Below are 12536 nucleotides of genomic sequence, written 5' to 3' on the forward strand. Positions count from 1 at the left end.
CCCGAAAGATGGGAGTACGCATGAAACGAAGCGCGTCCGTCGCGATTCTGCTGGCAAGCGGCGTTCTGGCCGCCTGCAGCACCCAGCAACCGCTCAGCAAGCCTCTGGACTACAAGTCCGACGCTCCGAAAACCACCGCCAACAGCCTGGAAGTGCCGCCGGACCTGACCGCGCCGCAGGTGCAGAACAAGTACAACCTGCCCGGCGGCGTCACCGCGGCCAATGTCGACGCCGGCGAGCCGGCCGTGGGCTCGCCCGTCGCCGTCAACCAGTTGGACAACATCAAGATGGAGCGCGCCGGCACGCAGCGCTGGCTGCTGGTCGGCAACAAGAAGGCCGCCGAGCTGTGGCCGGTGCTGAAAGCGTTCTGGCAGGAAAACGGCTTCGTGATCAAAACCGAGGATCCGGGCCTGGGCATCATGGAAACCGACTGGGCCGAGAACCGCGCCAAGCTGCCGAACGACGGCCTGCGCAAGCTGCTGGAAACCGTCGGCCTCGGCAGCGTGTACTCCACCGGCGAGCGCGACAAATTCCGCATCCGCCTGGAAAACACGCCGCAGGGCACCGAGGTTTACTTCTCGCACCGCGGCATGGAAGAGGTCTACGCCGACAACAGCAAGACCAACACCGTGTGGCAGCCGCGCGCCACCGATCCCAACCTGGAAGCCGAACTGCTGGGCCGTTTCATGATGCGGCTGGGCATGAACGAAGAGAAGGCCCGCGACCAGGTCAAGCAGACGCTGGCCAAGCCGGCCAAACCGCAAGATCCGATCGTCGACGGCCAGTTGCAGTTGTCCGACGGCTTCGACCGCGCCTGGCGCCGCGTCGGCCTGGCGCTGGACCGCGTCGGCCTGGTCGTCACCGACCGCGACCGCTCCCAGGGCCTGTACTACGTGAAACCGGCCAAGGGCGACACCGACAAGGAAGAATCCGGCGGCTTCTGGTCCAACCTCGCCTTCTGGAAGAGCAAGGATGGCCAGGGCGTCAAACCGACCGAGCCGGAATACCGAATCAAACTGGTGGAACAGGGCAACGGCACCACGGCCTTGCAGATCCAGGACAAGCAGGGCAAACCGCTGTCCGACGCCTTCGTCAAGGCAGCGCTCGGCAAACTGCAGACCGAGCTGCAATAACGCAACAGCCGAGTCTCCAAAACGCCACAGCCCGCGAAAGCGGGCTGTTTCTTATGCGGGATTCATTTAATTGCCGCCTTTATCGCAGTGACGGCCTCCGGGAGAATGGCTCCCGCAATTATCGTCGGCAATATGTAACGCTTTGTATTCGACAGCGATAACTGTGGTTTTTCCACCAAATATTTACAAATCATCGATACCCGCCAAACAGCGGGCGCAAAAAAACCGGCCGAAGCCGGTTTTTTTGGTGTTGCTCGCCGCGAATTACTTGGCAGCGGAAGCAGCCGGAGCGGAAGCCTCGGCAGCCGGAGCGGAAGCGGCCGGAGCGGAAGCTTCAGCAGCCGGAGCGGAAGCGGCCGGAGCGGAAGCTTCAACTGCCGGAGCGGAAGCTTCAGCCGGAGCTTCTTTCTTACCGCAAGCGGACAGGGCTACGGCCAGCAGGGCAGCAACGAGGAGCGACTGTTTCATTTTTTCTTTACCTTTGAGGATAAGTTGAACAAGACGTCAGTTATCGCACGGTCTCGACAATAAGCCGGGCGACTGAAAATCCATCAGTGAGCAAATTGTATCACGAAAAAAATGGCTGTATAGAGGGCAAAAATCTAAAAAAACCACAATGCCAAGCACAGGCTGGCATGTGTCCGCTCAGGCACTAAAACGGGCGTTTGCCCCCCAAATCCAGCCTTCCATCGCGTTGCTCGGTCGATACAAGCAAGAAAACTGTTGCTATTCTGCGACAAAAGACGAAAGATGCCAATAACCTGACAGATAGCCATCGTACAGCGCGTCTATCATATCGGCCGAATAAGAGCCCGCCGGCAGCCGCCTGCGGTTGCCGAAGTGTTGCCAATCGGCAAAATCACCATCGGCGGCATCCACTTTCTCGCCGTTGCAGTAGACGCAGGCGTCGCAGTACAGGATCTGGCTCTTGCGATCCAGCTCCAGGCCGCGCTCGGCCACCGCCTCGGCAAACGCCTCCTCATCCAGCTCGTCCTCGGGCGAATCGTAAAATACGTGCGCCTTGGGCTCGGTCAGATAATGGCCGAGGAAATCGCAGACCGTGTCCTTGTCCCAACGAATCTTGGACAACAGGCCGGCGACCTGATCGATCATCTCGCCGCCTATCTTCGCCGGATCGGCCTGCAGCTTCAGATCCGGGTCGGCGTAAACCCCGTCGATGCAGACGCGGTCCTGCAGATAGACCAGGAACTGGGCGGCCAGCTCCTGCGCCGGCGGCGCGCGGAAACCGATCGAGTAAGTCATGCCCGGCTCCAGCGCCACGCCGTAGTGCGCGCAGTGGGGCGGTAGGTACAGCATGTCCCCGTGTTCCAGCACGAACTCCTGCTCCATGCGGAAATCCTTCAGCACGCGGATCGGCGCGTCTTCGATGAAGTCGTCGTCGTGTTGCGAGGAAATCTGCCAGCGCTTCTTGCCGCCCACTTGCAGCAGGAACACATCGTAGGCGTCGAAATGCGGGCCGACCGTGCCGCCTGGCGGGGCATAGCTGATCATCAGATCGTCCAGCCTGGCATAGGGGATGAAATTGAAGCGCCACAGGATGTCGTCGATGTGCGGCAGATGGTGGTTGACGCCCTGAACCAGCAGCGTCCAGTCGGTTTCCGCCAGCCGGCGGAAGCGCGAGGCGCGGAAGGGACCGCGCTCCAGGTGCCACTTGTCTTTCTTGTATTCGATCAGCCGGGACTCGGCGTCGTCCCGTTGCGCCAGTTCGGACAAGACGGAAAAGTCGACGTGCGGGCCGACATCGGTCAGCGCGCCGCGGATCAATAACGGTTTCTTGTGCCAGTATTCGGCCAGGAATTGTTCGGGCGGCATGCCGCCCAGCAAGTTTGTGGTATTCATCTGCTTTTACGGGCTCAGCCGCCCGTCTATGGTTTACAATACGCCAGCTAGACGCGCGAGCGTCCTATCTTGCGGTGGAAGGAACACCCTCGGGACCGTCCCTGTCAAGTTTTTTTACCATCCATCACGGATATCCAACTCATGCAAATCGCCAAAAACACCATCGTCACGATCCACTACGAGATGTTCGACGCCGACAACAACCTGCTCGACAAGACCGAAGAGCCGATCAGCTACCTGCACGGCGGCTACGATGGCATCTTCCCGCTGGTGGAAGAGGCGCTGGAAGGCAAGAACGTCGGCGAATCCGTCGACGTCAAGCTGACCTCCGACGACGCGTTCGGCGATCCGGAAGAAGAGCTGATCCGCGTGGAAGACCTGGAAGTGTTCCCGGCCGACGTCGAAGTCGGCATGGTATTCGAAGCCGACGATCCGGAAACCGGCGAACTGCTGCTGTTCCGCGTCACCGACATCGCCGACGGCAAAGCCGTGGTCGACGCCAACCACCCGCTGGCCGGCCAGAGCATCCGCTTCGCCGCCAAGGTAGTGGAAGTCCGCGCCGCCAGCGACGACGAGATCAGCCACGGCCACGCCCACGGCGAACACGGCCATCACCACTGATCGGCAAGCGGCGACTCATCGCCCTGTCTGGAAAAGCGGCCCGCGGGCCGCTTTTTTATGTGTCCTCAGCGCCCGCTGCGGGCAAAGCGCCAGAGACCCGCCAGCAACACGACGCCGGCAATCGCCGCGCGCAGCCAGTATTCGGCGAACACGCCGCGCTGTCCCAGCAGCCAGGCCAGCGCGCCCGCCAGCAACACCAGCAAAATCAATTCCGCCGTGCGGGCGGTGTCGCGCAGCCAGCCGCCCGGCCAGGCGAAACGCAGCGCCAGCCGCATCGTTACCCAGCCCAGCAGCGCGCCGACGGACAAATCCAGCGGCCAATGCACGCCAATGGCGATTCGGGACAGCATCACCAGCCCGACCAGCGGCAGCCACGCGGCCGCCCTGCCCCATCCTGCGCCTCTCCAGGCGAAGGTGGCCAACGCGGCGGCGGCCATCGCGTGGCCGGACGGAAAAGAACCGTTGCCGGGCAGCCGGTCCAGCAGATCGACCGAACCGCGAGGCAACACCAGCGGCGGCCTGGGCACGGCGAAGCCGGCCTTCAGCAGCGCCGCCAGCGCGATGGCGGCCGCGCCGCCGACAATCAGCGCCGGCAGACGCCTCGGCTCGCGCCAGCACAGGGCCAGCATCAGCGCCAGCACGGTCGGCCAATCGCCGAACACGCTGATCAAGCGCCACAGCGGCGCCGGCAGGTGCTGAAGCAGCGGGTGCAGAAAAAGAAACAGCAGGCGGTTGGCCTGCGGCCAGGCCAGCAGGGCCGCGCTCAATGCGGCCAACAGCATGGCCGGCCAGAATCGGCTAAGCCGGGACATCGCTCAAACCGCCTTCCGCCCGATGGTGATGCGGTCCTGCCCCGCCAGATCGACAATGGTTTCCACTTCAAGCAAGCCGGCGTCGGCGAACAAGCCCCGCACCGCCTCGCCCTGGTCGTAGCCGTGCTCGACCATCAGCCAGCCGCCGTCGGCCAGCCGCCCCGGCGCGCCGGCGGCGATTTCGCGCAGGCAGGCCAGGCCGTCGGCCTCGTCGGTCAACGCGCCGCGCGGCTCGAAACGCAGGTCGCCTTCCGCCAGATGATGGTCGCCGCGCTCGATGTAGGGCGGGTTGGACACGATCAGCTCGAAACGCGCGTCCGCGTCCAGCGGGCCGAACCAGCTGCCCAGGCGGAAATCGACGCGGGCGCCCAGCGCGTCGGCATTGCCGCGCGCGACGGCCAGCGCCTCGGCCGAGACATCGACCGCGCCCAACGACCAGTCCGGCGCCTCCAGCGCCAGCGTGATGGCGATGATGCCGCTGCCGGTGCCCAGATCCACCGCCCGAGCCGGCATGGTACGGTCGACGCGGGACAGCGCCTGCTCGACCAGATGTTCGGTTTCCGGCCGCGGAATCAGCACCGCCGGGCTCACCCGGAAATCCCGGCCGTAGAATTCGCGCGATCCCAGCAGGTAGGCGATCGGCTCGCCGGCCAGGCGCCGCGCGGCCAGCGCGTCGAAAGCGGACGCAGTCTCCTCCGGCAGCTCGCGCTCGGGATGGCCGAGGATGGTGGCGTGGGTCAGGCCGGGCCAGGCCTGCGTCAGCAGCATCCTGGACTCCAGCCTGGGCAAGGGGTGGCGCCGCAGCGCCTGTTCTATGGTCGGCATGGTTCTATTACAGCAGGAACAGGGTGGCCAGCCCCAGGAAAATCAGGAAGCCGCCGGAGTCGGTGCAGGCGGTGATCAGCACGCTGGAGCCCAGCGCCGGGTCCTTGCCCAGCTTCTGCATCAGCGTCGGGATCATCACCCCCATGGTGGCGGCCAGCATCAGGTTCAGCGTCATCGCCGCCAGCATCACCAGGCCCAGCGACACGCTGCCGTACAGCAGCCACGCCACCGCGCCGATGACGCCGCCCCAGACCATGCCGTTGATCACGCTGACGCCCAGCTCCTTGCGCCACAGGCGGCCGGCCTGGCCAAGCTGCATCTGGCCCATGGCCAGCGCGCGCACGATCATGGTAATGGTCTGGTTGCCCGAATTGCCGCCTATGCCGGCGACGATGGGCATCAGCGCCGCCAGCGCCACCAATTGTGCGATGGAATGCTCGAACGCGCCGATCACGCGGGAGGCGAAAAAGGCGGTGCAAAGGTTGATCGCCAGCCAGGACCAGCGGTTCTTCACCGAGTCGATCACCGGCGCGAACAGGTCCTCCTCTTCCTTCAGACCCGCCAGATTCAGCATCTCGCTGTCAGATTCCTCGCGGATCACATCCACCATCGCGTCCACGGTCAACCGGCCCAGCAGCGCGCCGCGCTCGTCCACCACCGGCGCGCTGACCAGATCGTAGCGTTCAAAGGCCTGGGCGGCGTCCACCGCCGGCTCGTCGGGATGGAAGCTCACCACCTCGGTGGCCATCGCCTCCGCCACCAGCGTGTCCGGATCGGACACCAGCAGCTTGCGCACCGACAGCACGCCCTTGAGCAGCCCGGCTTCGTCGGTGACGAAGATCTTGTCGGTCTGGCCGGGCAACTCGTCGAAGCGGCGCAGATAGCGCAGCACCACCTCGCAGCTGACGTCGGCGCGGATCTTCACCAGCTCGAAATCCATCAGCGCGCCGACGCGGTCGTCGTCGTAGGACAGCACGGACTGCAGCTGGCCGCGCTCTTCCTCGTCCAGCCGGCCCATGGCCTCGTACACCACCTGGCGCGGCAGGTCGGGCGCCAGCTCGGCCAGCTCGTCCGCGTCCAGTTCGTCCAGCGCCGCCACCAGCTCGTCGGGCTCCATCACTTCGATCAGCGACTCGCGCACCGCGTCGGAGACTTCCAGCAGCACCGAACCGTCCCGCGAGGGATCGGTCAGGTCCCAGGCCAGCAGCCGGTCTTCCAGCGGCAGCGCCTCCAGCACGTGGGCGATGTCGGCCGGGTGCAGCTGGGACAGCTTGTGTCCCAGTTCCTGCAGATTGTGTTGCAGCGCCAGGGGATCGGCGGCCGTTTCGACCGCGTCCGGACGCGTGGCAAGATGTTCAAGCTGGCGCTGGCGCTCGATCAGGCGCTGCACCAGGCCCAGGCTTTCCTGCAGACGATCGGCGGATTGTTGCTTGTAGGCAACCGTCATGCACGTCTCCTTCCGCCCACTGGGCGCGCGAAGGGGGCCGACGGTGTGAGGCGGGTTTTTATAGAGTGATACGGGATTGGATTAAGGGATAACTGGGTAAGTCCATTGCGTTGGCCGCGACGTGCCCGCGGCGCGCGAAAAGAAAGTCGCGATTGTAACATACCGTCACAAGCGGCTTCCAGCCGCCGCCACGGGCGTGGCGGCAGGCGGGAAGGAACGGGATCAGGGCAGCTCGACGTAAGCCATCCGGCGCTGGATGATGCGGGTCTTGCGCGCCAGGCCCGGCGCGTTGCGATGTTCGTCGTAATAGCGCGGGTTGGGCACCATGGCGGCCAGCTTGGCGGCCTGGGACGACGACAGGCGCGAGGCGCCGGTGCGGAAGTAGTAACGCGAGGCGGCCTCGGCGCCGAACACGCCGTTGCCCCACTCGATCACGTTCAGGTAGATCTCGTAGATGCGGCGCTTGTCCAGCACCGTCTCCAGCATCACCGTGATCAGCGCCTCTTCCAGCTTGCGCCACGGCGTCTTGCCGCTGGACAGGAACAGGTTCTTGGCCAGCTGCTGGCTGATGGTGGAGCCGCCGGCGACGATCTTGCCCTTCTTCAGGTTTTTCTCGAACGCCGCCTCGATGCCGTCCCAGTCGAAGCCCTCGTGGTCGACGAAACGGGCGTCCTCCGACGCGATCAGCGCCCGTTTCAGATTGGGCGAGATCTTGTCGTACGGCACCCACTTGTGGCGCAGCTCGGCCTCGGGGTCGTCCTGCTGCAGCCTGGCCAGCTGCTCGTTCATGAAGGAACTGGCGCCGGGATTGTGGTCGCGCCAGTAAATGATATGGCCGAGCACCCACAGGTTATACAGCAGAAAGGCGGCCACCAGGGCCGCCAGGATCTTGAACAGGATGCGCGACATGCTCAGGCCAGCACTTCCCTCAGCATATTGGTCACCTTGCGCGTTTCCGGCTGCGCGCCGCGCCAGATGGAGAACGATTCCGCCGCCTGCTCCACCAGCATGCCCAGCCCGTCGGCCAGCATGCCGGCGTTTTCGCCTTGGGCGCGCTGCAGGAACGGCGTCAGGCCGGTGCTGTACACCATGTCGTAGGCCAGCGTGCGCGGCGTGAACACGCCGTGCGGCAGCGGCGGCATCTCGTTGTTCAGGCTGGTGGAGGTGGCGTTGATGACGATGTCGAAGCTGCGGCCTTCCAGCGCGGCGTAGCCGACGGCCTCCACTTTGCCGTAGCGGGCGAAATGATGGGCCAGCGCCTCGGCCTTGATCACGGTGCGGTTGGCGATGGTCAGGCTGGCCGGCTTCTGCTCCAGGATGGGCTCCAGCACGCCGCGCACCGCGCCGCCGGCACCCAGGATCAGCACGCGTCGTCCAACGATCGGGTAGTCGAGGTTTTCCACGATGTCGCGCACCAGGCCGACGCCGTCGGTGTTGTCGCCGTATACCTTGCCGTCGCGGAAAGTCAGCGTGTTGACCGCCTCGGCCGCGCGCGCGCGCTCGGTCAGCTCGGACGCGTAGCGGAAAGCGTCGCCCTTGAACGGCAGCGTGATGTTCAAGCCCTTGCCGCCGCTGGCGACGAACTCGCCCACCACGTCGTTGAAGCGGCCGATGTCGGCGAACAGGCGCTCGTAGCTGATGTCCTGCCCGGTGGCGCGGGCGAACTCCTCGTGTATGAACGGAGACTGGCTGTGGGAGATCGGGTTGCCGATTACGGCGTAACGGTCGGTCATGTCCGGCTTTCCAAAATGCGATATGTTTTCTGCGGCCAGGAAGCGCCGAGGCGGCCTCCCGCGCCCGCGCGGCGGACAGAAGAAGACCGTTCAGCGAACCCGGACCGTGGGTTCACCCCACACTTTGCCGCTTAACGCCGCAAACTTCAACCGCCTCGGGCCAGCGAACAATCAGCCCTGCACCCAAGGCAGGCCGCGCCAGCGCCAGCCGCCGACGGAGTTGCGGTGGCCTTCGCCGTCGCGGTCGCCCTCGAAGCCTTCCAGCACGTTGTACACCTCGCTGTAGCCGTTTTCGGCCGCCAGCCGCGCCACCTGGTCGGAACGGGCGCCGGAGCGGCAGATCACCAGCAGCACGGCCTCGGGGTCGACCTGATGGGTCAGCTGGGCCAGGAAATTCGGATTCGGCTCCATGCCTGGATAACTGCGCCATTCGATGTTCACCGCGCCCGGCACGGTGCCGACGAACTGCCACTCGGCGTGGCTGCGCACATCGAGCAGCACCGCCTTGGGCAGACCCTGCATCAATTCGTACGCTTCGTCGGGCAGCACCGCCCCACTGTAGGGCAGGCTCATTTGCTCCGCGCGCTGATGCGCGTCCTGCAGAATCCGGCTCATTTTGCTCATGCTGTTTTCCTCCTGCAACACTGCGGGCTTATGTTGGAGATTATCGACCCGCGCGGCATGGCTGGCAAATGGCACCATATCGGTGCATCACTCAAGCCATGGCACCAGAATGGTTCAAGCACAGCCATTCCAGCCAGCTGGATAAGCCCAGGCGGCTATGACACAATGCAGCAGCAGCGCTTCAGAGGCTGGCACGCTTCCTGCTTAACGGGACGTACCAAAATTTTCACGCACTTGCCCTTGGGTGCACGTTGCCTTTCAGGAGATAAAACATGGCAGTAGCCGACGTAGTCAAACTGATCCAAGAAAACGACGTCAAATTTGTCGATCTGCGCTTTACCGATACCCGCGGCAAAGAACAGCACGTCTCCATCCCTGCGCACGTGCTGCTGGAAGACGCCGATGCCTGGTTCGAGCGCGGCCACGCCTTCGACGGCTCCTCCATCGCCGGCTGGAAAGGCATCCAGGCCTCCGACATGCTGCTGATCGCCGATCCGGCCACCGCCCGCATCGACCCGTTCTTTGACGAGCCGACCGTGTTCATGCACTGCGACGTGATCGATCCGGCCGACGGCAAGGGCTACGACCGCGACCCGCGCTCCATCGCCAAGCGCGCCGAAGCCTACCTGAAGGCTTCCGGCCACGGCGACACCGCCTACTTCGGTCCGGAACCGGAATTCTTCATCTTCGACGGCGTGACCTGGGGCACCGACATGTCCGGCTGCTTCGTCAAGATCAAGGCCGAGGAAGCCGCCTGGGCGTCCGCCGAGGAATTCGAAGGCGGCAACATGGGCCACCGCCCGGGCATCAAGGGCGGCTACTTCCCGGTTCCGCCGGTGGACTCTTCGCAGGACATCCGCTCCGCGATGGTGCTGCTGCTGGAAGAGCTGGGCGTGCCGGTCGAAGTGCACCACCACGAAGTGGCCACCGCCGGCCAGAACGAAATCGGCACCAAGTTCAGCACGCTGACCCAGCGCGCCGACTGGACCCAGATCCTGAAGTACGTGGTGCACAACGTCGCCCACAGCTACGGCAAGACCGCCACCTTCATGCCCAAGCCCATCGTCGGCGACAACGGCTCCGGCATGCACGTGCACCAGTCGATCTGGAAGGACGGCAAGAACCTGTTCGCCGGCGAAGGCTACGCCGGCCTGTCCGACACCGCGCTGTACTACATCGGCGGCATCATCAAGCACGCCAAGGCGCTGAACGCCATCACCAACCCGGGCACCAACTCCTACAAGCGCCTGGTGCCGCATTACGAAGCGCCGGTGAAGCTGGCTTACTCCGCCAAGAACCGCTCCGCCTCGATCCGCATTCCGCACGTGGCCAGCCCGAAGGCCCGCCGCATCGAGGCCCGCTTCCCGGATCCGCTGGCCAACCCGTACCTGTGCTTCTCCGCGCTGCTGATGGCCGGCCTGGACGGCATCCAGAACAAGATCCACCCGGGCGACGCCGCCGACAAGAATCTGTACGACCTGCCGCCGGAAGAAGACAAGCTGATCCCGACCGTCTGCGCCTCGCTGGATGAAGCTCTGGCCGCGCTGGACAAGGACCGCGAATTCCTGACCCGCGGCGGCGTGTTCTCCAACGAGTGGATCGACGCCTACATCGAGCTGAAGATGCAGGAAGTCAACCTGACCCGCATGACCACCCACCCGGTGGAATTCGCGATGTACTACTCGCTGTAAGCGGCAAGCGCGTCGATCACAACGGCAGCCCAGGCTGCCGTTTTTCATGCCCTGCCGGCATGCTGGCATGAATGACGCGGCGGCGCGATTTGCTTATCATGCAAGGGCGATTCCCACCCTGTACCCGGACGATGAAGACACTCGCACTCTGCCTGCTACTGGCCTGCGGGGCCGCCCAGGCGGCCACCATCTACAAGTACGTCGACCCGCAAGGCAACGTCACCTACACCAATGTGCCGCTGCGCGGCGCGCAGCCCATCAAGCTGAACCCGCTGTCGTCCTATCCCGGCCAGCGGGCGAAGAGCGGCGGCGCCTCCGCCGGCAAGCCGGCCGCGTCCGGCGGCTATCCCAGCGTCGATGCCGACACCCAGAAACAGCGCGACAGCGGCCGCAAGAAGATACTGGAGCAGGAGCTGGCCAACGAGGCCAAGGCGCTGGACGCCGCCAAGAAGGCGCTGGACGAAGGCAAGGCGGTGCGGCTGGGCGACGAAGCCCGCAACTACCAGAAATACCTGGACCGGGTGCAGAAACTGCAGAACGAGGTCACCGACCGCGAGAAGAACGTCCAGGCGCTGAAGAAGGAATTGGGCCTGCCATAGCAAGCTGCACCAAAATGGTGCAAACTTGAAGCTGAACGCGCGCGCCTCCCCGCGGAATCCAGCCGGCGGGCTGGCGCGCTTATTGCTGCTCTCCGCGCGACACCCATAGATCAAGCCTACCCCATGACGATACCCAGCTTTGCCGGACTGGAGCTCCTGGACACCCCGGTGCTGATCTGCGATGCCGGAGCCGCGCTGCGCTTCGTCAATCCCGCCTGCGAGAACCTGCTGGCCCTGGGCAGCCGGGAACTGCTGCGCCATGCGCTGCCCGAGCTGTTCCAGCCCTGCCCGGCGCTGAATCAGGCGCTCGCCACCGCGCTCGCCCAGGGCGCCAGCTACATCGAGCACGATCTGGAGCTGAAGCCGCTGCACAACGACTCGGCGCTGCACGTGATGCTGTCGATCACGCCGATAGACGTCGAAGGCTGCCAGGCACTGATCGAACTCAGGCCGCTGGACCAGCAGCTGAAGATCGCCAACGAGGAGCGCTCGCTGCTGCAGCACCAGGCCAACCGCGAGCTGATCCGCAACCTGGCCCACGAGATCAAAAACCCGCTGGGCGGCATACGCGGCGCGGCGCAGCTGTTGGAGCACGAGCTGGCAGACCGGCCCGAGCTCAAGGAGTACACCGAGGTGATCACCGAGGAGGCGCTGCGGCTGCAAACGCTGGTAGACCGGCTGCTGGCGCCGCACCGCAGCCACAACCGCGGGCCGATCAACATCCACGAAGTGCTGGAGCGGGTGCGCAGCATCGCGCTGGCCCAGCATCCGCAGGGCCTGACCGTCGTCCGCGACTACGACACCAGCCTGCCGCTGCTCTCCGCCGACAAGGAACAGCTGATCCAGGTGGTGCTGAACATCGTCAACAACGCGGTGCAAGCCTTGCGCGGCCAGGGGCGCATCACGCTGCGCACCCGGGTGGCGCGGCAGATCACGCTGGCGCGCAAGCGCCATCAGCTGGCACTGAAATTGCAGATCATCGACGACGGTCCCGGCATACCCGACGACATCCGCGACCACATCTTCTATCCGCTGGTCACCGGCCGCGCCGAAGGCACCGGCCTGGGGCTGACGCTGGCCCAGGCCTTCGTCCACCAGCACGGCGGCAGCATAGAGTTCGATTCGCGGCCGGGCCAGACCTGCTTCACCGTGCTGCTGCCCTTCGGCGGCGAAGCGGGATAACGACAAGAG

General features: G+C 64.8%; 12 protein-coding genes. 5 read left to right on the forward strand and 7 right to left on the reverse strand.

Annotated elements, in window-relative coordinates; translation table 11 throughout:
- Positions 1-20: 20 nt before the first annotated feature.
- Complete coding sequence (bamC, locus tag CV_RS17720) at positions 21-1133, forward strand: outer membrane protein assembly factor BamC (protein WP_011137126.1); 1113 nt, start codon at positions 21-23, stop codon at positions 1131-1133.
- 726 nt (positions 1134-1859) lie between these two features.
- Here bamC and CV_RS17730 read toward each other — a convergent pair.
- Positions 1860-2993: a cupin domain-containing protein gene (locus CV_RS17730; protein WP_011137128.1), complete on the reverse strand. Its 1134-nt coding sequence runs from the start codon at positions 2991-2993 to the stop codon at positions 1860-1862.
- Positions 2994-3134: 141 nt separating this feature from the next.
- Here CV_RS17730 and CV_RS17735 point away from each other — a divergent pair, with 141 nt between their 5' ends.
- The gene (locus CV_RS17735) at positions 3135-3614 is read left to right on the forward strand and encodes an FKBP-type peptidyl-prolyl cis-trans isomerase (RefSeq protein ID WP_011137129.1); all 480 of its coding nucleotides are present in this window, start codon (positions 3135-3137) and stop codon (positions 3612-3614) included.
- 65 nt (positions 3615-3679) lie between these two features.
- Here the strand turns inward: CV_RS17735 and CV_RS17740 are convergent, their stop codons facing one another.
- From CV_RS17740 to CV_RS17765, 6 genes are all read right to left on the reverse strand, one after another.
- Complete coding sequence (locus CV_RS17740) at positions 3680-4426, reverse strand: phosphatase PAP2 family protein (RefSeq protein ID WP_011137130.1); 747 nt, start codon at positions 4424-4426, stop codon at positions 3680-3682.
- A 3-nt stretch (positions 4427-4429) separates the two neighbouring features.
- Positions 4430-5251, reverse strand: a complete 822-nt coding sequence (gene prmC / locus CV_RS17745; RefSeq protein WP_043596630.1) for a peptide chain release factor N(5)-glutamine methyltransferase — start codon at positions 5249-5251, stop codon at positions 4430-4432.
- Between the two features lie 7 nt (positions 5252-5258).
- Positions 5259-6698 carry a magnesium transporter gene (gene mgtE, locus CV_RS17750; protein ID WP_011137132.1) on the reverse strand — a complete coding sequence of 480 codons (1440 nt, stop codon included), beginning with the start codon at positions 6696-6698 and terminating at the stop codon, positions 5259-5261.
- A 222-nt stretch (positions 6699-6920) separates the two neighbouring features.
- The gene (gene mtgA / locus CV_RS17755) at positions 6921-7607 is read right to left on the reverse strand and encodes a monofunctional biosynthetic peptidoglycan transglycosylase (protein ID WP_011137133.1); all 687 of its coding nucleotides are present in this window, start codon (positions 7605-7607) and stop codon (positions 6921-6923) included.
- A 2-nt stretch (positions 7608-7609) separates the two neighbouring features.
- Positions 7610-8431 (reverse strand): shikimate dehydrogenase, encoded by an 822-nt coding sequence (aroE, locus tag CV_RS17760; protein ID WP_011137134.1) that lies wholly within the window; start codon positions 8429-8431, stop codon positions 7610-7612.
- 171 nt (positions 8432-8602) lie between these two features.
- On the reverse strand, positions 8603-9055 hold the full coding sequence (locus tag CV_RS17765; RefSeq protein ID WP_011137135.1) for a rhodanese-like domain-containing protein: 453 nt from the start codon (positions 9053-9055) through the stop codon (positions 8603-8605).
- Positions 9056-9327: 272 nt separating this feature from the next.
- Here CV_RS17765 and glnA point away from each other — a divergent pair, with 272 nt between their 5' ends.
- From glnA to glnL, 3 genes are all read left to right on the forward strand, one after another.
- Positions 9328-10746, forward strand: a complete 1419-nt coding sequence (glnA, locus tag CV_RS17770) for a type I glutamate--ammonia ligase (protein WP_011137136.1) — start codon at positions 9328-9330, stop codon at positions 10744-10746.
- 131 nt (positions 10747-10877) lie between these two features.
- A complete protein-coding gene (locus CV_RS17775; protein WP_011137137.1) occupies positions 10878-11345 on the forward strand; it encodes a DUF4124 domain-containing protein in 468 nt (155 codons plus the stop codon).
- Positions 11346-11468: 123 nt separating this feature from the next.
- Complete coding sequence (glnL, locus tag CV_RS17780) at positions 11469-12527, forward strand: nitrogen regulation protein NR(II) (RefSeq protein ID WP_011137138.1); 1059 nt, start codon at positions 11469-11471, stop codon at positions 12525-12527.
- Positions 12528-12536: the final 9 nt, after the last annotated feature.

Origin of the sequence: Chromobacterium violaceum ATCC 12472 (genome assembly GCF_000007705.1) — a bacterium.
Taxonomy (GTDB): Bacteria; Pseudomonadota; Gammaproteobacteria; order Burkholderiales; family Chromobacteriaceae; genus Chromobacterium; species Chromobacterium violaceum.